At 64.3% G+C, this 26,909-nt stretch carries 22 protein-coding genes; 14 read left to right on the forward strand and 8 right to left on the reverse strand.

Going from position 1 to position 26,909, the window contains the following annotated elements; all coding sequences use genetic code 11:
- Positions 1 to 185 precede the first annotated feature (185 nt).
- A complete protein-coding gene (locus D9V32_RS04715) occupies positions 186 to 1,499 on the forward strand; it encodes a cutinase family protein (RefSeq protein ID WP_121647744.1) in 1,314 nt (437 codons plus the stop codon).
- A 122-nt stretch (positions 1,500 to 1,621) separates the two neighbouring features.
- Positions 1,622 to 4,189 carry a DEAD/DEAH box helicase gene (locus tag D9V32_RS04720; RefSeq protein WP_121647745.1) on the forward strand — a complete coding sequence of 856 codons (2,568 nt, stop codon included), beginning with the start codon at positions 1,622 to 1,624 and terminating at the stop codon, positions 4,187 to 4,189.
- 53 nt (positions 4,190 to 4,242) lie between these two features.
- Here the strand turns inward: D9V32_RS04720 and D9V32_RS04725 are convergent, their stop codons facing one another.
- The 3 genes from D9V32_RS04725 to glnA all read right to left on the reverse strand — a co-directional run bounded on the left by D9V32_RS04725 (position 4,243) and on the right by glnA (position 8,759).
- On the reverse strand, positions 4,243 to 6,372 hold the full coding sequence (locus D9V32_RS04725; RefSeq protein WP_245982057.1) for an APC family permease: 2,130 nt from the start codon (positions 6,370 to 6,372) through the stop codon (positions 4,243 to 4,245).
- Between the two features lie 166 nt (positions 6,373 to 6,538).
- Positions 6,539 to 7,204, reverse strand: a complete 666-nt coding sequence (locus tag D9V32_RS04730; protein WP_245982058.1) for a TIGR00645 family protein — start codon at positions 7,202 to 7,204, stop codon at positions 6,539 to 6,541.
- A gap of 130 nt (positions 7,205 to 7,334) precedes the next feature.
- The gene (gene glnA, locus D9V32_RS04735) at positions 7,335 to 8,759 is read right to left on the reverse strand and encodes a type I glutamate--ammonia ligase (RefSeq protein ID WP_121647746.1); all 1,425 of its coding nucleotides are present in this window, start codon (positions 8,757 to 8,759) and stop codon (positions 7,335 to 7,337) included.
- A gap of 138 nt (positions 8,760 to 8,897) precedes the next feature.
- Between glnA and D9V32_RS04740 the strand changes: the two genes are divergently transcribed.
- Positions 8,898 to 9,335, forward strand: coding sequence for an RDD family protein (locus D9V32_RS04740; protein ID WP_121647747.1), 438 nt, complete (start codon positions 8,898 to 8,900; stop codon positions 9,333 to 9,335).
- A gap of 238 nt (positions 9,336 to 9,573) precedes the next feature.
- Positions 9,574 to 9,906 (forward strand): hypothetical protein, encoded by a 333-nt coding sequence (locus tag D9V32_RS04745; RefSeq protein WP_147440392.1) that lies wholly within the window; start codon positions 9,574 to 9,576, stop codon positions 9,904 to 9,906.
- A gap of 241 nt (positions 9,907 to 10,147) precedes the next feature.
- On the opposite strand, the gene D9V32_RS04750 is transcribed toward D9V32_RS04745, so the two are convergent.
- The 4 genes from D9V32_RS04750 to D9V32_RS04765 all read right to left on the reverse strand — a co-directional run bounded on the left by D9V32_RS04750 (position 10,148) and on the right by D9V32_RS04765 (position 15,384).
- Positions 10,148 to 10,855, reverse strand: a complete 708-nt coding sequence (locus D9V32_RS04750; RefSeq protein WP_121647749.1) for a DUF4191 domain-containing protein — start codon at positions 10,853 to 10,855, stop codon at positions 10,148 to 10,150.
- A gap of 110 nt (positions 10,856 to 10,965) precedes the next feature.
- The gene (sucB, locus tag D9V32_RS04755; RefSeq protein ID WP_121647750.1) at positions 10,966 to 12,369 is read right to left on the reverse strand and encodes a 2-oxoglutarate dehydrogenase, E2 component, dihydrolipoamide succinyltransferase; all 1,404 of its coding nucleotides are present in this window, start codon (positions 12,367 to 12,369) and stop codon (positions 10,966 to 10,968) included.
- 52 nt (positions 12,370 to 12,421) lie between these two features.
- Positions 12,422 to 13,795 carry a dihydrolipoyl dehydrogenase gene (lpdA, locus tag D9V32_RS04760; protein ID WP_121647751.1) on the reverse strand — a complete coding sequence of 458 codons (1,374 nt, stop codon included), beginning with the start codon at positions 13,793 to 13,795 and terminating at the stop codon, positions 12,422 to 12,424.
- A gap of 92 nt (positions 13,796 to 13,887) precedes the next feature.
- Positions 13,888 to 15,384, reverse strand: a complete 1,497-nt coding sequence (locus tag D9V32_RS04765; RefSeq protein ID WP_121647752.1) for a leucyl aminopeptidase — start codon at positions 15,382 to 15,384, stop codon at positions 13,888 to 13,890.
- Positions 15,385 to 15,526: 142 nt separating this feature from the next.
- On the opposite strand from D9V32_RS04765, the gene D9V32_RS04770 reads away from it, so the two are divergent.
- The 9 genes from D9V32_RS04770 (at position 15,527) to D9V32_RS04810 (ending at position 24,285) form a co-directional block, all read left to right on the forward strand.
- Positions 15,527 to 16,465 (forward strand): proteasome assembly chaperone family protein, encoded by a 939-nt coding sequence (locus D9V32_RS04770; RefSeq protein ID WP_121647753.1) that lies wholly within the window; start codon positions 15,527 to 15,529, stop codon positions 16,463 to 16,465.
- A 111-nt stretch (positions 16,466 to 16,576) separates the two neighbouring features.
- On the forward strand, positions 16,577 to 17,911 hold the full coding sequence (locus D9V32_RS04775) for an MFS transporter (protein WP_121647754.1): 1,335 nt from the start codon (positions 16,577 to 16,579) through the stop codon (positions 17,909 to 17,911).
- 300 nt (positions 17,912 to 18,211) lie between these two features.
- On the forward strand, positions 18,212 to 19,435 hold the full coding sequence (locus D9V32_RS04780; RefSeq protein WP_121647755.1) for an RNA polymerase sigma factor: 1,224 nt from the start codon (positions 18,212 to 18,214) through the stop codon (positions 19,433 to 19,435).
- Positions 19,419 to 20,729, forward strand: a complete 1,311-nt coding sequence (locus D9V32_RS04785) for a Mur ligase family protein (protein WP_147440393.1) — start codon at positions 19,419 to 19,421, stop codon at positions 20,727 to 20,729. The genes D9V32_RS04780 and D9V32_RS04785 overlap by 17 nt, the downstream gene beginning before the upstream one ends.
- Positions 20,726 to 21,445, forward strand: coding sequence for a type 1 glutamine amidotransferase (locus tag D9V32_RS04790; protein ID WP_121647757.1), 720 nt, complete (start codon positions 20,726 to 20,728; stop codon positions 21,443 to 21,445). Before D9V32_RS04785 ends, D9V32_RS04790 begins: the two co-directional genes overlap by 4 nt.
- Positions 21,446 to 21,668: 223 nt before the next feature.
- Entirely contained in the window at positions 21,669 to 22,028 is a 360-nt protein-coding gene (locus D9V32_RS16635) for a peptidase inhibitor family I36 protein (protein ID WP_425461997.1), read from the forward strand.
- A 47-nt stretch (positions 22,029 to 22,075) separates the two neighbouring features.
- Entirely contained in the window at positions 22,076 to 22,888 is an 813-nt protein-coding gene (locus tag D9V32_RS04800; protein WP_147440394.1) for a hypothetical protein, read from the forward strand.
- A gap of 111 nt (positions 22,889 to 22,999) precedes the next feature.
- Complete coding sequence (locus D9V32_RS04805; protein ID WP_121647760.1) at positions 23,000 to 23,425, forward strand: peptidase inhibitor family I36 protein; 426 nt, start codon at positions 23,000 to 23,002, stop codon at positions 23,423 to 23,425.
- A 383-nt stretch (positions 23,426 to 23,808) separates the two neighbouring features.
- The gene (locus D9V32_RS04810) at positions 23,809 to 24,285 is read left to right on the forward strand and encodes a hypothetical protein (protein ID WP_121647761.1); all 477 of its coding nucleotides are present in this window, start codon (positions 23,809 to 23,811) and stop codon (positions 24,283 to 24,285) included.
- A 136-nt stretch (positions 24,286 to 24,421) separates the two neighbouring features.
- On the opposite strand, the gene D9V32_RS04815 is transcribed toward D9V32_RS04810, so the two are convergent.
- Positions 24,422 to 24,646, reverse strand: a complete 225-nt coding sequence (locus D9V32_RS04815) for a DUF7455 domain-containing protein (RefSeq protein WP_121647762.1) — start codon at positions 24,644 to 24,646, stop codon at positions 24,422 to 24,424.
- A 173-nt stretch (positions 24,647 to 24,819) separates the two neighbouring features.
- Here D9V32_RS04815 and D9V32_RS04820 point away from each other — a divergent pair, with 173 nt between their 5' ends.
- Positions 24,820 to 26,901, forward strand: a complete 2,082-nt coding sequence (locus D9V32_RS04820) for a DNA gyrase/topoisomerase IV subunit B (RefSeq protein WP_121647763.1) — start codon at positions 24,820 to 24,822, stop codon at positions 26,899 to 26,901.
- Positions 26,902 to 26,909: the final 8 nt, after the last annotated feature.

The raw sequence follows: 26,909 nt of genomic DNA on the forward strand, positions 1-26,909 counted from the left end.
CCAGCAGAAAGACCACCCTCGTGCTCCCCCCGCACCCGTCCGCAGCGCCACGAGTGTTTTTGGCGAGCCCGCGAGATGTGACGCGCCCGAGTGGAGCCCCGCATCCCAATATTGGGAAAAACGGAGGCACCCCAAACCTGGGGGTAGGCGGGGCGCTCCGCAGGAGTCGGTTTGCTCTTGCGGCGATGCGGCTCGCAACGGTGGCCGTCGTGCTCTTCGGTGCGCTCAATTTGCCCGCAATTTTCGCTCCGGTGGCCGCGGCTGCCGTGCCGGTTTCCGCATACACTCTGCGCCCCACCGAGGCCTGCACCCCGGTAGCGATTCTCGCCTTCCGCGGCAGCGGCGAGGAGAACGTGGTGCCGGGCACCACGACCCTTGCCGGGGCGAGCACGCGCTATCCGGGTACCGATGTGGAGACGAATGGCTGGGAGGGCCCGACCCTCGCCCGCCTGGTTGACGCATTTGGGCGGAGCCCACGCTCCGGTAGCTGGCCGGCGGGCTTCTCGGTCGCCGATGTCCCGGTTCTCGGGGTGGGGGGAACCGAAACCGAGGGGTACACGGCGGTGCCGATCGAGGCGCGGCCGTCCATCTTTGGTGACATGATGACCTCCGCCACCCATGGCGCGCACTATGCCCAGAAGGTCATCGACGCCTTTGCCGCCACCCAACCGGAGGGGTGCCACACTCGGTACATTGCGGTGGGTTACTCCCAGGGCGCGATGGCCGCGCGCACGCTCGCCCAGACCATGCCCGGGCTGGTCAGTGCCGTGATGACCTTCGGTGATCCCTACCAGCAGCCGGGCGCTGCGGGGAACGAACGACAGACCACGGGTCAGGGCATCATTCGCTGGTGGATGGGCGAGAACACCCGCGCCGACGTCGACACCTTCTACGACTTCGCCGGCTATAAGTCGGCGCTCTGCCATATTGGCGATCCCGTGTGCAGCTACAGCTGGCTCTTTGGGCTCGGCGCACTGATGGCGGCCCCGGAACCACACCTCAACTATCTCGAGGGCGAGGAGGGCTCCGTCAAGGGACAGGAGCTCGCCGGCCTCGCCGCGAAGCTCTGGGGCGAGGCACAGCGCCCCGGCCCCAACCCCGCGGCCACGCCGTCGCTTGCTTCGGCCGCGGCTGGCGTCGCGGGCGTACCGATGCTCTTCGGTGCGAACGCGGGCGTGCCGGGGGACCTGGTGCACTACGAGTACAACGTTGATGGCGACGGATTCTTCGACGCGGCCGACTCCGGGCCCGGTCTGGTACTCACCTTCACCGAGCCAGGGGATCACACCGTGAGCGTCCGGATGACCGGTCACGGGATCGGCCAGATCATCCTGAGCAAGACGGTGCGCATCTTCGCGCAGAACGATGCCGCACCCACCCTGCCCACCCAGAACGACCAGATTCGGGGGTGCCGGGGCGATCCGGTCGCCGAGAGCGCAGGTGCCGCGCCACTGATCATCGACGATCGGCACCCGGAAACCCGCGGAGACGCCTGCTAGGCACTCCGTAGGTGCCGAGGACCCCTCGCGAACCGCGCGTATCTCACGCGGATGCGCGTCGGTGTCGCGCGCGCCCGGTACGGCGCGTGCGGGCAATCCGCGGGTTCTGGGAGAATGGGGGCATGTCCTCCTCCGCAGTACCCTCCCGGCCCGGCCTCACCGAGCGCGTCGATGCGCTCTACGAGGCGAAGGCCAGTGCCGATGACGTCTTCGAGTCCTTCCTCGACTGGGCCACCACCGGCGGCATTACCCCGTATCCCGCGCAGGAGGAGGCGCTCATGGAGCTCGTCTCCGGGGCAAACGTCATTCTCTCCACCCCGACCGGCTCGGGGAAGTCCCTCGTCGCCATGGGGGCGCACTTCGCCGCTCTCGCGGCGGGTGAACGCACCTACTACACCGCACCGATCAAGGCCCTCGTGAGCGAGAAGTTCTTCGCGCTGGTCGAGGCTTTCGGCGCCGAAAACGTGGGTATGGTCACCGGTGACTCCGCGGTAAACCCGGATGCGCCCATCATCTGCTGCACCGCCGAGATCCTGGCGAACCAGGCGCTGCGCGAGGGCTCGGACGCCGACATCGGCCAGGTCGTCATGGACGAGTTCCACTTCTACGGCGACCGTGACCGCGGATGGGCCTGGCAGGTTCCGCTGCTGACCCTGCCGAACACCCAGTTCCTGCTGCTCTCAGCGACGCTGGGTGACGTGACCGAACTCAAGAAGGACCTCACCCGCCGCACCGGCCGCGACACCGTCGAGGTCACCGGTGCCACGCGCCCGGTTCCGCTGCACTACAGCTACGTGCAGACCCCGGTGCAGGAGACCATCGAGGAGCTGCTGCACACCGGCCGCTCGCCCATCTACGTGGTGCACTTCGCTCAGGCCGCGGCCGCCGAGCGCGCGCAGTCGCTCACCAGCGTCAAGATCGTGAGCCGCGAGCAGCGCGACGAGATCGCCGAGGCCATCGGCGACTTCCGCTTCACCACCGGCTTCGGTAAGACCCTGTCTCGCCTGGTCCGGATGGGCATCGGTGTGCACCACGCGGGTATGCTGCCGCGCTACCGACGCCTCGTTGAGCAGCTTGCCCAGCGCGGTCTGCTTCGGGTGATCTGCGGTACCGACACCCTCGGTGTGGGCATCAACGTGCCCATTCGCACCGTCCTGCTGTCCGGGTTGACCAAGTATGACGGCGTGAAGATGCGCCAACTGCAGGCCCGCGAGTTCCACCAGATCGCTGGCCGCGCCGGCCGTGCCGGTTTCGATACCGCGGGTGACGTGGTGCTCGAGGCCCCCGAGCACGAGATCGAAAACCTCAAGCTCATTCAGAAGGCCGGCGACGACCCCAAGAAGAAGCGCAAGATCATTCGTAAAAAGGCGCCACAGGGATTTGTGTCCTGGGGTGAGGCGAGCTTCGAGCGCATTATCGAGGCGCAGCCCGAGACGCTCGTGAGCCACATGGAGATCACCCACTCGATGATCCTCAACGTGGTGGCCCACGGCCGGGATGCTTTTGCCCGCGTGCGCTCCCTGGTGTTTGACAATCACGAACCGCGCGCCCGTCAGTACGAGCTCGCACGTCGCGCCATCGAGATCTACCGCACCCTGGTCTCGGCGGGAATCATCGAGCGGTTCACCGAGGAGGACGGCACCATCCAGTACCGCCTCACCGTGGATCTCCAGGCGAACTTCGCGCTCAACCAGCCGCTCTCACCCTTCGCGATCGCCGCGCTCGAACTGCTTGACCCCGAAGTACCCACCCACGCGCTCGACGTGATCTCGGTCATCGAGTCCACGCTGGATGACCCGCGCCCCATCATCAACCAGCAGCAGTTCCTTGCCCGCGGCGAGGCCGTGAACTCGATGAAGTCCGAGGGTATCGAGTACGACGAGCGGATGGAGCTCCTCGAGGAGGTCACCCACCCGAAGCCGCTCGCCGAGCTGCTTGATGCTGCCTTCGAAATGTATGCGAAGGAGCGCCCCTGGGCGCGCGACTTCGAGCTGCGGCCGAAGTCGGTGGTGCGTGACCTCTACGAGCGCGCGATGACCTTCACCGAGTACGTCAGCTACTACAAGATCGCGCGCTCCGAGGGCCTCGTGCTGCGCTATCTCTCCGATGCCTACCGCGCGATCAACCAGAGCGTTCCCGAGGAGGCCAAGAGCGAGGAGCTGCGCGACATCATCGAGTGGCTCGGCGAGCTGGTACGCCAGGTCGACTCCAGCCTGCTCGACGAGTGGGAGGAACTCGCCCACCCGGACCCCGAGAAGCACGCCGCCTCTGCTCAGGCGCTGCCACCGGCACCGCGCAACATCCTCTCGAACCCGCGTGCCTTCCTGGTGCTCATCCGCAACGAGATGTTTCGCCGGGTGCAGCTGGCCGCACGCGATCGCTTCGAGGAGCTCGGTGAGCTGGACGGCTCGAGCGGCTTCGACGCCGACGCCTGGCGGGAGGCCATCGACGCCTACTACGAGGACTACGACTCGCTGGGCGATGGCCCGAGCGCCCGCGGGCCGCAGCTCCTGACCGTGGACCAGAGCCCCGCTGAGACCGATGGCGTCTGGCGCGTACGTCAGGTGTTCGAGGACCCCGAGGGCGATGGCGACTGGGGGATCTCCGCCGAGATCCTGCTGGCCGAGTCCGTAGAGGCCGGCGAGGCCGTGGTGCGGGTCACCGCCGTGGGCCCCGTCCTCGGCCGCTAATCGCTCAGCAGAAAACCCGGTGCCCTGATTTCTCAGGGCACCGGGTTTCGCGTTTACTTCGTGGGTGAATCGGGGTCGGGTACCGTGGTGTTCGCCACCGTGTCGGCCCCCGGTTCGCGCGGCGGAGGCGTCGCACCCTCGGGCAGACGCATTGCGCCGTTGGACACCCGAGCACCCGCCGGTCGGACCGGCTGCGGGCGCTGCGGGAGGCCGCGACGGGCGTCGCCGGGCAGCGGCCGTGAGCGGCGGCCGTAGATCATCTCCGAGGAGTCGAGCAACCAGGGCACGAGGCTCACGGTCACGCCGTGCACGAGCAGGAGGCGCTGCTGGATCTGCCGCGACCGGTGGTTGTGCAGCAGGCGCTCCCACCAGTGACCCACGATGTAGGTGGGCATGTACACGGTGATGACCTCGGGGCCGTTTTCGGCGCGGTCGCGCTTGATGAACTTCGACACCGGAATGGCGACGTCTCGGTACGGCGAGGGAATGCAGGAGATCTCGATGCCGAGATCCAGGGCGTCCCACTCGGCCTTGAGCTTTGCGCTGCGCTCGGGATCAATCGAGGCGTGCAGAGCGATCAGGCGATCGTGCTTGGCGGCTCGCGCATAGTCGAGTGCCTTGAGCGTCGGCTTATCGAGGCGGCCGACCAGGACCACGGCGAGGTCGCCATCGGAACCGAAGCGCACCTCGGGATCCACCCGGATCTCCTCGGCCACGTCGCGGTAGTAGCGGTGCACGCCGGCCATGAGGAGGCCCAGGATGGGCATGATCACGAAGACGACCCAGGCACCGTGGGTGAACTTGGTGACGGTTACGATGAGCAGCACGATCAGGGTCAGGGACGCGCCCAGGCCATTGATCAGCAGGCCGGACATCGATCCCGGCGTCTTACCGTTTTCGCGACGCACGCGCAGCCAATGCCTGACCATGCCGATCTGGCCGAGGGTGAAGGAGAGGAACACACCGATCACGTAGAGCTGAATCAGCTGGGTGAGGTTCGCCTGGAAGACCAGCAGGATGCCGATCGCGACGAGGCCCAGGATGATGACGCCGTTCGAGTAAATCAGGCGGTCACCGCGGGTGTTCAGAGCCTTGGGTGCGTACCCGTCACGAGCCAGGACCGAGCCGAGCATCGGGAAGCCGTTGAACGCGGTGTTTGCCGCGAGGAGCAGCACGAGGGCGGTTGCGGCCTGCACCAGGAAGAACAGGAAGCTGCCGTCGCCAAACGTGGCCGAGGCCACCTGGGCGATGAGCGAGCGCTGCGGGGTCGAGGCACAATCGGCAAAGCCCTGCAGATCGCAGGGCTTCTCGGCGTAGTGCACTCCGGTGGTGAGCGCGAGGGCGGTCAGGCCGGCGAACAGGACGATCGCGATGCCGCCCATGGCCACCAGGGTCTTCTGGGCGTTCTGGATCTTCGGCAGGCGGAACGCCTGGACACCGTTCGAGATGGCCTCGACGCCGGTGAGGGCGCTACAACCGCTGGCGAAGGCGCGCAGGACGAGCAGGACCATCGCGGCCTGAGTCAGGCTCTCACCCTGCACGGTGTAGGACGCAGACTCGGCCACCGGGGCATCTCCCAGGAGCATGCGGGTGAAGCCCACCACGATCATGAGGAACACCGAGCCGGCAAAGATATAGGTCGGCAGCGCAAACAGCTTGCTCGATTCGGAGACGCCACGCAGGTTGACCGCGACCAGGATCACGACGAAGCCGATGGCCATTTCGACGCGCCACTCGTTGAGGAAGGGCAGGGCCGAGATGATGTTGTCCACGCCCGACGCGATCGATACCGCAACGGTGAGCGCGTAGTCCACCAGCAGGGCGGCGGCCACGGTCAGGCCGGCGGTCTCACCGAGGTTCTTGCGGGCCACCTCGTAGTCGCCACCTCCCGAGGGGTAGGCCTTGATGAGCTGGCGATAGCTGAGCATCACCACGAGCAGCAGGATGACCACGCAGGCGGCGATCCAGGGGGCGAGCGAGAGAAACGCGAGGCCACCGATCATCAGGATCATGAGCAGTTCCTGCGGGGCGTACGCCACCGAGGAGAGGGCATCGCTGGCGAAGATGGGCAGGGCCAGTCGCTTTGAGAGCAGTTGGCCCTCGAGTTTGTCCGTCGGCAGTGGATCGCCGAGCAGGATGCGTTTAGCTGAGCGTTGATCGCCCGGCGAAACTTCGTTATGCACGCTGTGCTCCCCAATAAAAACGTCCTCCGACGGGTGCGCCGGAAGATTACCTCGTACATTATGCACCCGGAAACCGCGGCATGCGCAACGGCCCGCTTTCTTCTCGGCAAGGTCGAAGAAAGCGGGCCGCTGGGGGTTTCGCGTCGAAAGGCGCGGGTGAATGTGTTTAGCCGCGGTTTTCCGCGGGAATACGAGCGTCCGCCGGGGTGTTAAGCGCCACGGCCTCCGGGGAGTGCGACAGCGCGGCCTGATAGGAGTGCTGCATCTTGTCGATCACCGCGAGGGCGATGGCCGAGACGATAAAGGCGAGGTGAATGAGCACCTGCCAGAGGATCGCGCTCTCGGTATCACCCAGCCCGCGACCGTCGGTCGAGAGCTTTCCGATCTCGATGAAGGTCTTGAGCAGGTGGATCGAGGAGATGCTGATGATCGCCACTGCCAGCTTGAGCTTCAGCATGTTGGCGTTGACGTGGGAGAGCCAGTCCGGCTCGTCCGGGTGCCCGTCAAGGCGCATCCGCGAGACGAAGATTTCGTAGCCACCGATGATGACCATGATCAGCAGGTTCGCCACCATGACCACGTCGATCAGGCCCAGCACGCTGAGCATGATGAGGTTCGAGTCGATGTGCGAGCCATCGGTGATGACGTGCTGAATGAGGTGCCACAGCTCGACACCGAAGACGTAGACGTAGACAATCTGGGCGATGATGAGGCCGAGGTAGAGCGGTGCCTGGATCCAGCGGCTCGCGAAAATAAGGTACGACATGGTGTTGATGCCGGCCGGATTACGCTTGGTGGTTGGGCGCGGGGGAGTGACGGTATGGTCGGTCACGGAAAAACTCCTCGGGTCGGGGATCGTGAATCGATCAGACTTATCTTAGGGGCAATGGTCTGGGTGCGCAGACACACGAAACCCCCGAAGAGCTGGGCTCTCCGGGGGTTTCAGCGCTGAGGCGGACGGATTACACGCCGTAGTACAGCTCGAACTCGTAGGGGTGCGGACGAAGTGCCAGCGCCTCGATCTCGACCTTGCGCTTGTAGCCGATCCAGGTCTCGATGAGCTCCTGGGTGAAGACGTTACCGGCGAGCAGGAACTCGTGGTCCTCCTCGAGGGCGGTCAGGGCTGCCTCCAGGTTCGCGGGAACCTGGGGGATCTCCTTGGCCTCCTCCGGGGGCAGCTCGTAGAGGTCCTTGTCCACGGGGGCCATCGGCTCGATACGGTTCTTGATTCCGTCGAGACCCGCCATCAGCTGGGCGGCGAAGGCCAGGTAGGGGTTACCCGAGGCGTCGGGTGCGCGGAACTCGATGCGCTTTGCCTTGGGGTTGGTACCGGTGATCGGGATGCGGATCGCGGCCGAGCGGTTACCGGCCGAGTACACCAGGTTGACCGGAGCCTCGTAACCCGGAACCAGACGCTTGTAGGAGTTGACGGTCGGGTTGGTGAAGGCCAGCACTGCGCCGGCGTGCTTCAGCAGACCACCGATGTACCAGCGAGCGGTGTCCGAGAGACCGCCGTAGCCGTTCTCGTCGTAGAACAGCGGCTCGCCGTTCAGCCACAGCGACTGGTGGGTGTGCATACCCGAACCGTTGTCACCGAAGATCGGCTTCGGCATGAAGGTTGCTGTCTTGCCCCACTGCTCGGCGGTGTTCTTGACGATGTACTTGAACTTCAGGATGTCATCGGCCGAGTGGACCATGGTGTCGAAGCGGTAGTTGATCTCGCCCTGGCCGGCGGTGCCGACCTCGTGGTGCGAACGCTCGAGGATCAGGCCGGCGTCGATCAGCTTGAGGCAGATGTCGTCGCGCAGGTCGGCGTGCTTGTCTACCGGGCTGACGGGGAAGTAGCCGCCCTTGAAGGGGGTCTTGTTACCGAGGTTTCCACCCTCCTCCTTGCGACCGGAGTTCCAGGCGGCCTCATCGGAGTCCAGCGAGTAGAACGAACCCTGCGGCTTCGACTCGTAACGAATGTCGTCGAAGATGTAGAACTCGGCCTCGGGGGCGAAGAAGGCGGTGTCGGCGATGCCGGTGGAGGCGAGGTAGTCCTCGGCCTTGCGGGCAATCTGACGCGGGTCCTTCGAGTAGCGCTCACCGTTGCGCGGGTTGTAGATGTCGAACACCAGGATCAGGGTGCGCTCCTTGCGGAACGGGTCGATGTAGGCGGTGGTGACATCCGGAATCAGCTGCATGTCCGACTCGTGGATGTTCGCGAAACCACGGATCGACGAGCCGTCGAAGAGCTGGCCAATGGCGAAGAAGTCTTCGTCGACGGTCGCGGCCGGAATGTTGAAGTGCTGCTGGACACCGGGAAGGTCGGTGAATCGAATGTCCACGAACTTGACGTCCGTGTCCTTGATAAACGCAAGCACCTCGGCTGAATCAGTAAACATATACGTGAGCTCCAAAATTTGGTTCAGAGGGGGATGGCAGGGGGAACATCCTGGTTCGAGCGTACAAACAGGTCATTTCCCGATGGTGTCACCCATGTTTCGGGCATGTTACGAGTCTACCCACCGTAAACTTGAGGTGTGTCAGGTGAAAAACGGCCCACCACCTTTGGTGAACTCGAACCCAGTAAGTACCCCGGTGAGCGATTGGGGCTCCCAAAACAGGGCCCGCGGAGTATCGCGCGTGTCGGAAGGCGATTTGCAGCGCTCTGCATCGACTGGGCAATCGCCACGGCGGTCCTGCTCCCGTTCGGCGTTCCGCCGGGCACGCTGTGGACGCACGTCGCCTTCGGAGTCCTGCAGCTCCTCGCGATTCCCACGCTGAGCGGCAGCATCGGCCACCGCATCATGGGCCTGCACCTCGTGCGTCTCGGCGAGGGCGGCTGGATCGGCTTCGGCAAGCCCGCGCTGCGCACCCTGCTGCTGCTCCTGGTGGTTCCCGCCCTGGTGTGGGACTCGGATCAGCGCGGCTTCCACGATAAGGTCGCCGGCACCGTACTCATTCGTACCCGCGGCTAGCCCTTAAAAGCTTCGGGCGAGGCTCCGGGAGCAGCCTCGGCCCACAAACGTTTTTACACGGTTTGAGTTGGCCTCATGCCCAACAGGTTAGAAACGCAGTTCTATTAAAGAGTGCAGATACAGGTGAAATGTCTGCGACTGATTCCCTGTAAATTGCTTTCTTATGACGAAAAACGATCTCGATAAAGTCCCCACCTGCGGCTGCACAGATTGCGACTTTCATAAACATACTCCGAACGTGTTTACGGATAAGCTCGCTCGCTGTGAGGCATCCTACGTTGCCCTGCTGCTCGTTGCCATTGCACTCACTTTCGGAATTGCAATACGCTTTGCGTTTACCGGGGATCAATTCTCGAGTGCGTATGAGTTCATAACATCGAACGTAATGACGTTCGTGCTCTTTGGGGTCTCATTCATCACCTTGATGCTTTCGTTTCCGTGGGGCAAGAGTTACCAGCTCAACGCATTTTCCTCCACTGCCTTGGTGCTCAATTTGATTGCTCTCATTTTCTCCACCTGGATCGGATCCGTTGCGTTGACTGAAATTGTGAAAGCCCATGCTTTGCTTTAGGTCGCTCTCGTTTACGCTGCAAGATCCAGTCCGATGAAAATCCGTCTCTGGGCGCTTCGTGGTGACGGTTTTCAATGACTGAGGTTTGGCGAAACCGTTTTCACGTTGTGAATGAGCGCCGTGTGCACTCGAGTTCGGTGGAGGCAAATCCGTCCTAACTGCCTCCGAATTTCGACATACACTACGCGCACGCAAAACCGCCCCCCGGATAGTCCGGGAGGCGGTTTTGTGACGAAGGGGGTTAGCGGGCGCGCTGCGGGCGAACCTTGAAGGGGTCAACGCCCTTGGGGATCGGCAGGTTGTTTCCGAGCGAGGCCAGGCGGTTGCTCACGGCGATAACCTCGGGCTTGGTGAGGTTCTTCTTTACCTTACGCAGGGTCTTCGGAACCTGGTGCAGCGGCACCGAGTCCGGATCCGGGCCCACAAAGTAGGTGTTGATCGGAACGTTCGGCAGAATGCGCGACACCTTGCGGCGCTCGTCATCCAGCAGACGCTTGGTGCGAGACTGCGGGCCCTCGGCTACCAGGGCGATACCGCCGCGACCAACGGCGCGGTAGACGGCATCCTGGGTGCGGGGATTCACGTGCACCGGCATCTCCTCGCCGCGCCATCCGCGGGGGAGCGAGCTCCGAAAAATCGCGCCCACGGCACCGGGCTGGCCCTCGATCTGCCCGTAGGCGGCGCGCTCGGCGCGTCGACCCAGGATGATCATGGCGATGAGTACACCGGCGAACAGACCGGCGATCAGCCAGAGAACGAGACCAAATACGCTGCCACCGGCGAGCCACAGGGCCATGACCAGACCGACGGCGATACCGCCGATGAGTCCGAGGGCCATCAACCAGACGACGGTGGAGTCGTAGCGGCGGGTCATCTGGAAGACCTGCCACATCTGTTTGAAGCGGCCGGGTTCCTTCTGCGCCTTTGCGGGCTTTTCCTTACGTGCCATGACTCCAGGATACCGGTTGTTGCGCCCCCGCGTGTACGCCATCAGCGCACGAAACGGTAAAGGCCGGGGCCTCCGTGTGGAAGCCCCGGCCTTTACCGGTGTGGAATGCCTTAGATTCCGAGGTTACCCTCGAAGTTTCCGGCCTCCAGGCGTGCCTTGATGGTGGTGAGGAAGCGAGCTGCATCCGCGCCATCAACAATGCGGTGGTCGTACGAGAGAGCCAGGTAGACGCTCGAACGGATGGCGATCGAGTCGACACCACCGTTGGAGATCACGGCCGGCTTCTTGAAGACGACACCGGTGCCGAGAATGGCACTCTGCGGCAGGAACACCAGCGGGGTGTCGAACAGTGCGCCACGCGAACCGGTGTTGGTCAGCGTGAAGGTACCGCCCGAGAGCTCGTCCGGGGTCAGCTTGTTGTCGCGGGTGCGGGCGGCCAGGTCACCGATCTCGGTGGCCAGGTCGGCCAGCGAGAGCTCACCGGCGTCGCGCACGACCGGAGTCAGCAGGCCACGCTCGGTGTCCACGGCGATCGAGATGTTCTCGGTGGCAGGGTAGACGATGCTGTCGCCGTCAACGGTGGCGTTGATGACGGGGTACTGACGCAGTGCCTCGGCGGCAGCCAGGGCGAAGAACGGCAGGAACGAGAGCTTCGCGCCGGTCTTCTCCAGGAACTCACCCTTGAACTTGTCGCGGAGGATGGCAACGTTGGTGACGTCAACCTCAACAACGGTGGTCAGCTGGGCGGTCTGCTGCAGCGAAGCAACGGCGCGCTCGGCCACAACCTTGCGCAGACGGCTCATCTTTGCGGTGGTGCCACGCAGCGGCGAGATCTCAACAACCGGGGCAGCGGCCGCGGCCGATGCGGCCGGAGCCGAGGTGCCCGCGCTCAGGACGTCTTCCTTGCGGATGCGTCCACCGACGCCGGTGCCGACGACGGTAGCGAGGTCAACACCCTGCTGCTGTGCCAGGCGGCGAACCAGCGGGGTGACGTAGCCGTTGCCACCGGCGGGTGCGGCGGGAGCTGCCGGAGCGGCGGCAGCCGGAGCAACCGGGGCTGCTGCGGGAACCGATACCGGGGTGACGGCAGCGGTGGGCGGCGGTGCCACGGGTGCGGCGGCGACCGGTGCGGCAGCAACCGGAGCTACCGGAGCCGCGGCCACGGGGGCTGCGGCGGGAGCCGGCGCGGCCGGTGCGGCGGCAGCCGGTGCCTCGGCGGCCGGTGCCTCGGCGGCCGGTGCCTCTGCGGCGGGGGTGGCGGGAGCAGCTGCACCCGAGCCATCGCCAATCTTTACCAGGACGGCGCCAACCTCGACGGTTTCGTCTTCCTCAACGAGGATCTCCTCAATAACGCCGGCAATCGGCGAGGGGATCTCAGTGTCAACCTTGTCGGTCGAAACCTCGAGCAGCGGCTCGTCTACCTCTACCTGATCGCCAACGTTCTTCAGCCAACGCGTAACGGTGCCCTCGGTGACGCTTTCGCCCAGGGCCGGCAGGACCACGGATTCACTCATGACCTTGTCTCCTTAAAACCTAAAATTGTGTGTGCGGATGTATCGGTGCGTACTACAGGGTGTGCAGCGGCTTGCCAGCGAGGTACAGGAACGCCTCGCCCAGTGCCTCATTCTGGGTGGGGTGCGCGTGGATCAGCGGCGCGATGTCCTCCGGGTGTGCTTCCCAGTTGACAATGAGCTGTGCCTCACCGATCAGTTCGCCCACGCGGGCACCGATCATGTGCACGCCGACCACGGGGCCGTCGTTCACGCGAACAACCTTGACGTTACCCGCGGTACCGAGGATCTCGCTCTTGCCGTTACCGGCGAGGTTGTAGTCGTAGCTCGTGATGGAGTCGGCGCCGTACTGCTCCTTGGCCTTTGCCTCGGTCAGGCCAACCGAGGCAACCTCGGGCTCGCTGTAGGTGACCTTGGGGATGTTGACGTCCTCAATGATGACCGGGTTCAGACCGGCGATCTCCTCGGCGACAAAGATTCCCTGCTGGAAACCACGGTGTGCGAGCTGCAGGCCCGGAACGATGTCACCCACGGCCCAGAGGTTCGGGATGTTCGTCTGCAGGCGCTCGTTGGTGATCACGAAGCCGCGATCGATGGTGACACCAACCTCTTCGAAACCGAGGTTTGCGGTGGCGGGGCCACGGCCCACGGCGACCAGCAGGATCTCGGCTTCGATGGTCTTGCCATCTTCCAGGGTGACAACAACACCGTTCTCGTGCTGGGTAACGCTCTGGAAGCGAATGCCCAGCGAGTAGTTGATGCCGCGCTTGCGGAATGCCCGCTCGAGGCCCTTCGAGATTGCCTCGTCCTCGTTCGGAACCAGGTGGGGCAGGCCCTCGATGATGGTCACGTCGGAGCCGAAGGACTTCCAGACGCTCGCAAACTCCACGCCGATCACGCCGCCGCCGAGGATCGCGACGGATCCCGGGACGAACGGCAGCTCGAGTGCCTGCTCGGAGGTCATCACGCGACCACCGATTTCCAGGCCCGGCAGAGAACGGCTGTAGGAACCGGTGGCCAGCACGACGTGCTTACCCACGATGGTCTGGTCGCCGACCTGCACGGTGTTGGGAGCGGTCAGGCGGCCTTCACCCTCGATCGTGGTGATCTTGCGAGCCTTCACCAGGCCCTGGAGGCCCTTGTACTTCTTCGAGATGATGTTCTCGCGGTAGGCGGTCACGCCGGCCATGTCCACACCGTTCAGGGTTGCGGAAATACCGAACTGCGCGGCCTCGCGGGTTACATCGGCGACCTCGGCCGCGTGCAGCAGCGCCTTGGTCGGGATGCAGCCGCGGTGCAGGCAGGTGCCACCGACCTTGTCCTTCTCAATCAGTGCCACCGAGAAGCCGAGCTCGCTTGCGCGCAGGGCCGCCGCGTAGCCTCCACTTCCACCGCCGAGTACGACGATGTCAAAATTCTGCTCCGTCACTGAGCTACTCCCTCATGAGTCTTGAATTGAGCTGTTTGTGCGAGACCATTGTGTGGCTCGCCGAGGTGGTAAAGGCCACCATAAGAACCTTACTACCTACGCGAATATTCTTCGGCAAGCGAAAGCAGCAGACGCACGCCCGAGGCGGTTGCGCCGGCACCGGTAAATCCGTACGCGCCGCCGCCGTTGTCGGCGGGACCCGCGATATCCAGGTGTGCCCAGGGGATCGTGGTGTCTGGAGCATCGGCCCGCGGGGTCGCAAATTCCTTCAGGAAGTGCGCAGCTACGAGCATGCCGCCGTTGCGGTTGCTCACGTTTGCGTTCATGATGTCCGCAACCTGAGAGTTCAGGATGCCGCGCAGTTCGGCGGGCATCGGCATCGCCCAGGCGGGCTCACCCACGGCGGTGGATGCGGAGAGGACATCCTGGACGAGGTCGTCATCACCCAGTACACCCATGTAGCGGTCTCCGAGGGCGACCAGGGCGGCTCCGGTCAGGGTGGCGATGTCGACGATTGCGTCGGGCTGTTCCTCACCGGCGGCAACCAGGCCGTCGGCGAGGACCAGGCGGCCCTCGGCGTCGGTGTTGGTGACCTCGACGGTGCGACCGCCACGAATGGTGATGACGTCGCCGGGGCGGATGGCCGAACCGGAGGGCATGTTCTCGGCGAGGCAGAGCCAGCCGGTCAGGCGAATGGGGAGGCCAAGCTCCGCGGCGGCGGTCAGGGTGCCGAGTACGGCCGCGGCGCCGGCCATGTCAAACTTCATGCCGAGCATCGAGTTCGCGGGCTTCAGCGAGAGTCCACCGGTGTCGAAGGTGATGCCCTTACCCACGAGGGCGAGGTGCTTCTGGGCGCCCTCGGGGGAGTAGCTGATCTTCAGCAGGCGCGGGCCGCGGGTCGACCCCTGGCCAACTCCGCTCAGGCCACCGAAGCCATCGGTGCGCAGCGCCTCGTCGTCCCACACGGTGAACTCGAGCGGCAGGTTCTCGCCGGCCTGAACGGCGGCGGCAACCATGCTCTCGGGGTACATGTCGTTGGCGGGGGTGTTGACGAGATCCTTGGTGAGGGCGACGGCCTCGGCCACGGCGCCCGCACGGGCGATGATCGCATCGCGCTCGGCAGAGTCGCCCAGCTCGGAGGAGACGGTGACGTTCTTCACGTTCGGCTTCTGCTCGGCCTGGGTGGCGCCGCGGTAGTCGATGAAGGAGTAGGCACCCAGGGCGGCACCCTCGGTCACGGCCTCGAGGTCCGTGGTCGTGGTGACCGGGAACGCAATGGTCACGCTCTCGGTACCGGCGAGCTGGCGCACAGCCGAACCGGCTGCGGAGCGCAGGCGGTCGGTGGTCGGCTCGCCGCCGAGACCGATGATGGCGATCGAATCGGCGGTGCCAGCCACGGCGGGCAGACGCACGAGGCGATCCGCGGCACCGGTGATACCGAGCGGGGCGATCAGTTCGGCAACGGCGTCAAAGCCCTCGGGCGCGAAGAGACGCACATCGGTTCCGGAGCCGATGGCCCCCAGAACGAGGACGGTACCGGTGGCCGAAACGGCCGGGGTGGAGGAGATATTCAGAACGGGAACGGTCATGGTTCCATGCTATGCCCACCGCCCCGGGTTTTGCCCGTCATGGCGTGGCGTGGATGTGGCGTTTGTGCACTGTTCGCTACTGGCAAAGCGCCCGACGCTAAAAACGGAGGTTCCTTCCGGATCTCGGCCGTAGAGTTGATCCATGGCATCCTCCGACCGACTCTCCTCCCTACTGATTGACCCCGCAGAGGTCCCGCACGGGCTCGATCTGGTTGTTGCGCTCACGGGTTACTCGGATGCGGGCAACGCCTCGTCGCAGTTCATCGATTATGTGCGTGAAAACCTCGACGCCCGCACCGTTGCGGTCTTCGATAACGACACCCTGCTCGACTATCGCGCGCGCCGCCCGCTCGCGGTGTTCGACGAGGATCACCTCTCGGACTACGTTGCGCCGCGCCTCGAACTGACCCTCGTGCACGACGAACTCTCGCAACCCTTCCTCCTGCTGAGCGGCTATGAGCCCGACTTTAAATGGGAGGGATTCGTTCGCGAAATCACCGGATTTATCGATACGTTTGCGATCGCCCGCACCACCTGGATGCACGCGGTCCCGATGCCCGTGCCGCACACCCGCCCGATCGGCGTGACCGTGAGCGGTACGCGGGCAGACCTCATCGAGTCCCTGACCGTGTGGCGCCCGCAGACCCAGCTCCCGGCGAACGTGCTGCACCTGTTGGAGTTCCGCCTCGCCGAGCACGGTCTCGCGGTGGCCGGCCTCGCCCTGCTCACCCCGCACTATCTGAGTGACACCCAGTACCCCGAGGCCCTGACCGCCGCGATCGAGTACATCGGGGCCGCAACCGGGCTGATCCTGCCCACCGATGGTTTGCGCGATGCCGCCCGCGAGTTCGTGGAACGACTGAACGAGCAGGTTGCGGGCAACGATGAGCTGCGCCGCCTGGTCGCCACGCTCGAGGAGCGCTACGACTCCTACATGGAATCGAATCACCCCGCATCGCCGTTCGTCGCGATGGACGGCTCCCTGCCCTCGGCCGATGAGATCGCCGCCGAGCTCGAACGCTTCCTCGCCGCCCGTCCGGAGGACGGCGATCCCTTCGATCGGGACACCCCGACCGAGTAGCGCGCGAGTATTGAGACGCGGGGCCGCAGCGAAAACTATTCGTTGCGGCCCCCGGTCTTTTGCCGGGCGGGGCGCATCGAATCGATACGAGACGCCCGATATGCTGGCGTAGTGAATACGCGCACATCCTGGATTGTCTTTTGGATCGGCGCCCTGGCCTACATGGTTGCCGTCCTGCAGCGCGCCACCATGGGTGTGGCCGGGGTTTCCGCCGTAGAACGCTTCGACGCAACCGCCGCGGCCTTTTCCACGCTCGCCGTCATGCAGCTCGTCATCTATGCGGGGATGCAGGTTCCGGTTGGCGTGCTCATCGACCGCCTGGGGCCACGCGTTCTCATCATCTTCGGTCTGATCTTCCTGACGGCGGGTCAGGTCATCCTCGCGCTGGCCGATCAGCTGGGTGTGGCGGTGCTCGGCCGCATCCTGGTGGGCGCCGGTGATGCGGCAATCTTTGTATCGGTACTGCGCCTCATCTCGTCCTGGTTTACGGGCAAGTGGGTGCCGCAGCTCTCGCAGTGGATCGGCAATATTGGGCAGCTGGGCCAGGTGCTCTCCGCCCTGCCCTTTGCCTGGGTGCTGCACCGTTTCGGCTGGAGCCCGGCGTTCCTGAGTGCGGCCGCGCTGTGTGTGTTGGCCCTGGTACTCGTGCTGGCTACCGTGCGCGACCGCCCGCGCGACGCTCCGGTGCCGCCGCCCGTGGGTACCTGGGGCCAGTCGGTGCGCGAGCTCGGTCTGGCGCTGCGCCGACCGGGAACCCAGCTGGGGTTCTGGTCGCACTTCACCACCCAGTCTCCCGGCACCGTGTTTTCCCTCCTGTGGGGCATCCCGTTCATGGTTTATGGACTGGGCTATACCGAGGGTTTCGCGGCCGCCATGCTGCTGGTTGTGGTCTTCTCCGGTATCGCGATCGGCCCGGTTCTCGGTCTTCTGAGTGCCCGATACCCCTACCGCCGGAGCAATATCGTGCTCGGTCTGGTCTTCGCCATCGCGATCGCCTGGGCCGCGGTACTTCTGTGGCCGGGGGAGCCGCCGCTGTGGCTCGTCATCATCATGCTGGTTGCCATGGGCGCGGGTGGCCCGGGCTCGCTGATCGGGTTCGACTTCGCGCGCACCTACAACCCCTCGCGTGTGCTGGGTTCCGCTAACGGGCTGGTGAACGTCGGCGGGTTCAGCGCGAGCTTCGTGATCATGTTCCTGATGGGTGTGATCCTCGACTTCGTGGGCGGCCATGGCGGGCCGCCCTCGGCGGTGTACTCGCTGCACTCGTTCCGGTTTGCGATGATCATTCAGTTCGTGGTGATCGCGTTCGGTGTGATCATGCTGTTCCGGGCTCGTCGACGCACACGCAGCGTGCTCTCCGAGGATGGAATCGAAGTCGGACCGGTATGGGTGGCGCTTGTTGCACGTCTGCGCAAGAAAGATGGTCGCGACGATCATGACGCCTAGTTTCGGGCCATCTGGGGAATAAAAGCCGCGTAATTTCGGTTCTTTTTAGTGATGTCGGGGGAATCCCTTTCACGTCTACCCCATGTTTCGCCCGTGGCGCAAGCCCCCGTGGCAAAAGTGTGTGTCAAAGCATGGCATAATGGAGGGTAAGGACCCGTTCTTGACCGAACGTGAGGTGGCTTAATTGCTGCGCATCGCGTGAGGACTTGACATGGGTCCTAGTAATGTCCGAAAACTATCGTGGCTTAGGAGCGGGTGGGGGATTCCACATACCCGGTCCTGAGACTGAAAGGTGCCTCCATGGCAACCAAGAAAGTGCAGGCTTCGGAAGAGACCGAAGCGAAAACTGCAGCGCCCGCAGCGGCGACTCGGAAAACACCCGTAAGGAAGGCCGCCGCGGCCGAACCGGCAAAGAAGCCGGCGACCAAGCGCGCCGCGAAGAAGGATGCCGTCGACGAGGTTCTCGACGCACCCGATATTGAGGAGGGTGCTGAGGAGGAAGAAACCGATAAGAAGTCGGATATTCCCGAGAACCTTCCCCAGGACGCCCTGGTGCTCTCGTCTCAGGACGACGAGGACGAGGTTCCCGTCTACTCGGCCGCCATTACCGGAGCCACGGCCGACCCGGTCAAGGACTACCTCAAGCAGATCGGTAAGGTCGCGCTGCTGAACGCCGCTGAGGAGGTCGAGCTTGCGATGCGTATCGAGGCCGGCCTGTTCGCGGAGGACAAGCTCGCGAACGAGGCCGACGGCATGACCCCGCAGCTCAAGCGCGAGCTGATGTGGGTGGCTAAGGACGGCCAGCGTGCCAAGAGCCACCTGCTCGGTGCAAACCTCCGTCTGGTGGTGTCGCTCGCAAAGCGCTACACCGGTCGTGGAATGCAGTTCCTGGATCTCATCCAGGAGGGTAACCTCGGCCTCATCCGTGCGGTCGAAAAGTTCGACTACACCAAGGGCTTCAAGTTCTCGACGTATGCCACCTGGTGGATTCGTCAGGCGATCACCCGCGCGATGGCCGACCAGGCTCGTACGATCCGTATCCCCGTGCACATGGTTGAGGTCATCAACAAGCTGGCCCGCGTTCAGCGCCAGATGCTGCAGGACCTCGGCCGCGAACCCACCCCCGAGGAGCTGTCGAAGGAACTCGACATGACCCCGGAGAAGGTCATCGAGGTGCAGAAGTACGGCCGCGAGCCCATCTCGCTGCACACACCGCTGGGTGAAGACGGCGACAGCGAGTTTGGTGACCTCATTGAGGACACCGAGGCCGTTGTTCCCGCCGACGCCGTGGGCTTCACGATGCTGCAGAAGCAGCTCGAGTCGCTGCTGGACTCCCTCTCCGAGCGTGAGGCCGGCGTGATCCGGATGCGCTTCGGTCTGGGCGATGGTATGCCGAAGACGCTCGACCAGATCGGTGACACCTTCGGTGTGACCCGCGAGCGGATCCGTCAGATTGAGTCGAAGACGATGGCCAAGCTGCGCCACCCGTCTCGTTCGCAGTCGCTGCGTGACTACCTTGAGTAAGCCGGGCGGCGTGAAGTACGTCCTGCCGATTCTCGCCGGACGGGCCGCGCGTTTCGCGACCCGTCTGCGCGGGGGCGGTAGCGCGCTGCCGGGTGTCGTGGTGCAGAAGCTCGCCCCCAACGTCATGCGTGATGTGGCCGCAGGCCTCCCGCACGGCGTGGTGTTCATCCTGGGTTCTAACGGGAAGTCCACCACCACCAACATCATGACCGACGTTGTGCGCGCACACGGCCTCAGGGTGTTCACGAACCCCAGTGGTGCCAACATGCCCCAGGGCATTGCCTCGGCACTGCTCAAGGAGACCTCGCTGACCGGTCGTCTGGACGCCGATATCGCAATCCTCGAGATCGACGAGGGCTACGGTGTGGTGATCGCGGAGCAGCTGCGTCCGCGCGCCGCGGTGATTCTGAACCTCCTGGTTGACCAGATCTATCGCTTCGGCGAGCCCGATCGGGTGGCCACCATGTTCCGGAACATCGCTCATGCGGTGGATGGCTACGTGGCGCTGAACCGTGATGACAACTTCCTGGCGAAGCTCGGTACCGAGCTCGAGCAGGGCGGCAAGCACCGGGTGGAGTACTTCGGTTCGACCCCCGAGGCGTTGGCCTCCGCCCCGCACGGTCAGGCTTCAGCGCGTGACTACTCGGAGATCGAGGCATCGGCTAACGGTGCACACCCGGTGGCCGAGGTTGTCTCGGCCGCGGGCAACGAGGCGGTCATTCGCTTCGGCGGGGTCGACTACCCGATCACCATGCCGAGCCGTGGACTGCACTACGCGGTTGACGTCGCGGCCACGCTGACCCTCGCCGCGCACACCCTGGGTGAGCGCTTCGATGTCACCGTGGCGCTGAAGGCCGTCCAGGCGGGTAAGACCGTCTACGGCCGTGGCGAGATCATGACCGTGGGTGACCGCGAGGTCGAGATCCTGATGCTGAAGAACCTCGCGTCGCTTCAGCTGAACCTCGACTCGCTCACCTACGAGCCGGATTCGGTGCTGTTTGCCTACGATGAGTCGTCTTACGATCCCTCCTGGCTGTACAACGCCGACCTCTCGAAGATCAAGCATGTGGACGTCATCTCGGGCCCGAAGGGCGCGTTTGTCGCGACCCGCCTGGCCTATGAGGGCAAGACCTTTGACCGCATCATTCCGGACGTTACCGAGGCCGTGCAGGCGGTGCTCGATGGGCCCCGCCCGGCGAGCGGACGACACACGTTCTTCCTCGACTACGACCAGATGATGGCAACCCGGAAGTACCTGGGTTATAAGGACCTGGAAGCAGGTGCGGCCTCGTGACCGTCTCCATTCTTGAACTCTTCTCCAATGACCTCGCCCTGAACGGCGACACCGGGAACCGGCGTGCGCTTGCACACCGCCTGGAGCTCGCCGGCATCGAGGTTGAGCAGCGTACCTATAACCAGGGCGATGCCCTCGGCATTTTGCCGGACATCGTGGTGGTGGGCACCGGCTCCTCGAGCGCCCAGCGCGCCCTGGCTCCGGAGTTTGCGAAGATCGCCGAGCAGCTGCGCGAGTGGGCAAAGGCGGGTGTGGTCTTCCTGGCCGCCGGTGCCGGGTTCCACCTGCTGGGTAACTCGATCAAACTCGATGCGGACACCGTGATTGAGGGCGTGGGGGTGTTCGACGTCACCGTCGATGCCACCGCCGCCCGAATCGTGACCGAGGCGTTTGGTATCGACGGGCAGTTCGGTCTGCTGATCGGTACCGAGAACCACTCGGCCGTGACCACCCTCGCCCAGGGCGTGGCACCCATCGGTGCGGTGCGCAACGGTTTTGGTAATGGCGGCGGCCTGGAAGGCGCGGTGGTGGGCAACGCCTATGGCACGCACCTGCACGGCCCCGCGCTGGTGCTGAACCCGGTCTTCGCCGATCACCTCATTTCCCTGGCTGTTGCCCGTACCGGTGACACCTACGTGAAGAACGAGAAGCACGATGAGCTGGACCAGACCATCGATCTCGCCCGCGAGATCCTGATCGGTAAGCTTCCGCGCTAGCTTCGCTCTTAAATGCCGTCCGGTGGGAACCTTGATTTCCGCCGGACGGCGTTTTTGTGCGCCGGTGCGTCACTCTGAGCTCCCAGCGGATTACGGGCGTTACTGGGGCGGGTCGCCAGCCTTCGATGGTGTGCTTTCGGCACCCAACCGAAAGGAAGACACCATGCCGCACAGGATCGCCGCTCCCACCGATGGAGCTGGCCCGCCGCTTCGCCGGCCGCGCATGAACCGGATCGTCGCACTGATCGTGACCGGGCTCACCGCGGGCGCACTCTACACGGCTATCCCGGTTTCCGCCCCGCCGGCAAACGCTTCGATCGCGCAGTGCAACGGCAGGCTCGCGTGTGCATGGACCGATAGGCAATTCAGCGGTGCTTTTGGACACTGGCGACACACCACAGGACCGCTACTGGGATTCCACAATGTAATCTCATCGGTCGCGAACAACAGTGACGTGAAAATTGGTTGGTGGAGCCAGCCAAACTATCGTGGACGAGTGTTCATGCAGGCTGCCGGGAGCGCGGGCTATTTTGGCTGGCCCGACGTAAGAAATGACTCTTTTAACTCTGTCCGATTCTACTAAGCATGAGAATCTCGCGACGCTTCGGCTCGACTAGTCGGCTAATGCGCGTGTCAGTTGCCCTAGCGATCACGAGTCTGCTCAGCGGGTGCATTTCCTCGGCAAAGCCGCCCGTGGTCGAGAAGGTCGTTCTTGACTGGGAGAACGGAATCTTCACGCTTCCGCTGGAGAAGTTCGCAATGAGTTGGCAGGACCAGTGGACGGTTTTTCAGGCCAACGCGGTTATGATTGCCCGCTGTCTTGCAGACCGAGGTTATCCCTCACCCGTTGCCGAGGTCGATTGGACGCTTCTGCCGCCGGACGACACACGTACGTACGGGGTATGGGCACCACGGGTTGCTGAAAATCGCGGCTACGATCCTCCCGCATCGTTCTACGGTGACGTCTTGGCGGAGCGACGGGAGCTGCTGGGGCCAGAGTGGGAGCGTGCATCGAAGCGCTGTTCGGGTGAAACGCAGGGTGCCCGACTTCCTACAATGGGTGTCTACACCCAGATGGAGTTTTCCCTGGTGGATCGTGGCATGGACGAGTCCTATCAGGCGCTGCTGGCCAGTGGCGTGTATCGGGACGAGTGGGAGAAGTGGGCCGAATGCATCACGGCTGAGGGGCTCGTACCGGACCCGGATCGGGCGACGCTGTCTCCGATCAGCGATTTCGAGGGCGACCCGGAGGTGCTGATTCGGCAGGCCATTATCGACACCACCTGTAAGCAACAGCTCGGAACCATGCAGAAGATTGTGGACGTCGAGGCCGAGGTCCAGTCACGCTTCATCGCGCGCAACGAGGGCGCGCTGCTGCGCCACCAGGCGGAGGCGCGCGAGATCGTGGAAAAGGCCCGGGCGATCATCGCAGCGGGGTATTAGCCGCGAACGCTGAGATAGTGTTCCGAGATCCCAGCGCATTACGGGCGTTACTGGGGTGGGTCGTCAGCCTTCGATGGTGTGCTTTCGGCACCCAACCGAAAGGAAGACACCATGCCGCACGGTATCGCCGCCCCCACCGCCGGAGCTGGACCGCCGCTTCGCCGACCGCGGATGAATCGGATCATCGCGCTGATCGTGACCGGGCTCACCGCGGGCGCACTCTACACGGCTATCCCGGTTTCCGCCCCGCCGGCAAACGCCTCGATCGCGCAGTGCAACGGCAGGCTCGCCTGCGCCTGGACCGACAGACAGTTCCAGGGAGCGTTTGGCAGTTGGAGCCGAAGCACCGGGCCTCTGCGGGGATTCCACAACGTGATTTCTTCCGTCGCAAACAACGGCCCCCGCGATATCGGATGGTGGAGTGAACCAAATTTCACAGGTCGACTGTTTGTACAGAAATCCGGCAGCGCGGGGTTCTTCAACTGGCCGGACGTCCGAAACGATTCGATCAACTCGGTTTGGTTCTACACGCGATGAAGGCCCGCCCGCGCCGCGGGAAAACGCGGACTGCTGCGGGGCTCGGACACGTCTTTGGCGCGGTAGCAGTCCTCACAATACTCAGCGGTTGTGTTGTCGCGAACAGAGCCGCCGTTGTTGAACCGGTTGTTCTTGATTGGGAAAACGGAACTTTTGTCCTGCCGCTTGAAAGGTACGCGATGTCCTGGCAGGAGTACTGGACAGTGTCCCACGCAAACAGGGTTCTTGTTGCACGATGCCTGGCCGAACGCGGGTTTCCGTCGCCGCTCGCCGAACAAAATCCGGCGGATTATCCACTACACGATACCCGCACGTATGGAGTGTGGGCCCCGCGCGTTGCAGAGAGCCGAGGCTATAACCTCCCCGACGCTGGATATGACGAGATGGGTGACGCAATAGCGCAGCTTGGGCCCGAATGGGACCGCGCGGAGAAACGCTGCTCGGGCGAGACCCAGAGCGAGAAGCTCCCCTCCATGGGCATCTATACCGAGACGGAGTTGTCCCTGGTGGATCGTGGCATGGACGAGTCGTATCGGGCGCTGCTAGCCAGTGGCGTGTATCGGGACGAGTGGGAGAAGTGGGCCGGGTGCATCACCGAGGCCGGGCTCGTGCCGGATCCGGACCGGGCGACGCTGTCTCCGATCATTGATTTTGACGGTGACGCCGAAGTCTTGATTCGGCAGGCCATCATTGACACCGCCTGCAAGGAACGGCTCGGCACGATGCAGAGAATCGTGGACTTCGAGGCCGAGGTCCAGTCACGCTTCATCGCGCGCAACGAGGGCGCGCTGCTGCGCCACCAGGCGGAGGCGCGCGAGATCGTGGAAAAGGCCCGCACGATCATCACCGAGGGGTACTGAGCGCCGCAGGGCAGCGGCCCCGGCCACTCGGCCGCCCACACCAAAGCGTCGCCGCCCGGAAACCCGGGCGGCGACGCGTGGATTGGGGACTCGCGGCGGAACCGTTGCAGCGGTGCCGGCGAGTGCAGGGCGAGCCCTAGGCGCGGGCCTCGCTGAGGCGGGCGCTCTCGTCGTGCCAGTTCGAGGCAACGGCGCTGAGCTTTTCCTGGTACTTCTTACCGTGGTGAGCGCAGAACATGAGCTCGCCACTTGCAAGGGTGACCCGGACGTAGGCCTGTGCGCCGCAGCTGTCGCAACGATCGGCCGCGGTCAGTGCCGGGGCGTCCACCACGCTCGGAGCGCTTTCGGTGATCTGTGTCATTTCTTCCTCCTGACCGGTGAGGAGGCCAATCGTTCGGCCTCACGTCTTATCCAACCACGTCACCGGGTAAATTCATTCCGATCCGGGGCAATTTCGCTAGGCGCGTACGCTCAGGAACCCCTCAACGTGTCGATTGCGCGGAATGTCGGGGGTTTTCGGTAGAATTTATCCCTGTGACCACCGAATACTCCGCGCGCCACCTCTCCGTTCTCGAAGGCCTCGAGGCGGTGCGGAAGCGACCCGGTATGTATATCGGCTCCACCGACTCCCGCGGCCTCATGCACTGCCTCTGGGAGATCATCGACAACTCGGTGGATGAGGCCCTCGCCGGCTTTGGCACCAAGATCAACATTCTCCTGCACCAGGATGGCTCGGTCGAGGTGCGAGACACCGCCCGTGGCATCCCGGTAGACATCGAGCCCAAGACCGGGCTCAGCGGTGTCGAGGTTGTCTTTACCAAGCTGCACGCCGGTGGAAAGTTCGGTTCCGGCTCGTACGCCGCATCCGGTGGTCTGCACGGTGTGGGTGCCTCGGTGGTCAACGCCCTGAGCGCCCGCCTTGACGTCCAGGTAGACCGCGGCGGCAAGACCTGGCAGATGTCCTTCAAGCGCGGCGTGCCCGGTGTCTTCGAAGACGAGGGCGCACCCACCCCCGATGCCCCGTTTACGCCGTTCACCGAGTTCGGTGAGCCCGCGCTGCGTGCGGTGGGCAAGGTTGCCAAGGCCAAGACCGGTACGCGCGTGCGCTACTGGGCCGATCAGCAGATCTTCACCAAGGGTGCCGACTTCCAGATGGACGACCTCATCGGTCGCGCCAAGCAGACGGCCTTCCTCATCCCCGGTCTCGGCATCATCATCGAAGACGCCCGTGGGGAAGAGGCTGCCCACCACGCCTTCGAGTACGACGGTGGCATCTCCGAGTTTGTGGATCACCTCGCCCCGGACGCCGCCATCACCGATGTGTGGCGCCTCACCGGCACCTCGACATTCACCGAGACCGTTCCCGTGCTGACCGACGGCGGTGCCATGGTCCCCACCGAGGTTGAGCGTGAGTGCACGGTCGACATCGCCCTGCGCTGGGGTACCGGCTACGAAACCGTCATGCGCAGCTTCGTCAACATCATCTCGACCCCCAAGGGCGGCTCGCACCAGACCGGCTTCGACCAGGGCCTGCTGCGCTTCCTACGCGCCCAGGTGGAGGCCAACGCCCGCCGCCTCAAGGTGGGCAACGACAAGCTCGATAAGGACGACGTCCTGGCCGGTCTCACGGCCGTCCTCACCGTCCGCCTCGCCGAGCCGCAGTTCGAGGGCCAGACCAAGGAGATCCTCGGTACCCCCGCGGTGCGCGCCATCGTGGCCTCCGTGGTCACCGGTCAGCTCAAGGAGCGCTTCGCCTCCACCAAGCGCGACGACAAAACCCAGACCTCCCTCGTGCTCGACAAGGTCGTCGCCGAGATGAAGTCGCGCATCTCCGCACGCACCCACAAGGAGACTCAGCGCCGAAAGAACGCCCTCGAGTCCTCCTCTCTGCCCGCCAAGCTGGTCGACTGCCGGAGCAACGACGTCGAAACCTCCGAGCTCTTCATCGTCGAGGGCGACTCCGCGCTCGGCACCGCCAAGAACGCCCGAGACAGCGAGCACCAGGCACTGCTGCCCATCCGAGGCAAAATCCTCAACGTGCAGAAGTCCTCGGTGTCCGACATGCTCTCCAATGCCGAGTGCGCGGCCATCATCCAGGTCATCGGCGCCGGCTCCGGCCGCAGCTTCGACCTCGACGCCGCACGCTACGGCAAGGTCATCATCATGAGCGACGCCGACGTCGACGGCGCCCACATTCGCACCCTGCTGCTCACGCTCTTCTTCCGCTACATGCGCCCCATGATCGATGCCGGCCGCGTCTACGCCGCCGTGCCCCCGCTGCACCGCGTGGTGCAGATCAACCCCGGCTCCAAACCCAACGAGACGATCTACACCTACTCCGAGCAGGAGCTCCACGACCTGCTGTCTTCGCTCAAGGCTCAGGGCAAGCGCTATCAGGACCCTCAGCGGTACAAGGGCCTCGGCGAGATGGATGCCGATCAGCTCGCGGAGACCACCATGGAGCGCTCCGGTCGCACGCTGCGCCGCGTGCGCATGGGCGATGCCGAACGCGCCTCGAAGGTGTTCGAGCTCCTCATGGGCAGCGACGTTGCCCCGCGTAAGGACTTCATCGTGGAGCACTCGGCCGACCTCAGCCGCGACCGCATCGACGTCTAGCCCGCGCA

It is taken from the genome of Mycetocola tolaasinivorans, assembly GCF_003667565.1.
Taxonomy (GTDB): Bacteria; Actinomycetota; Actinomycetes; order Actinomycetales; family Microbacteriaceae; genus Mycetocola; species Mycetocola tolaasinivorans.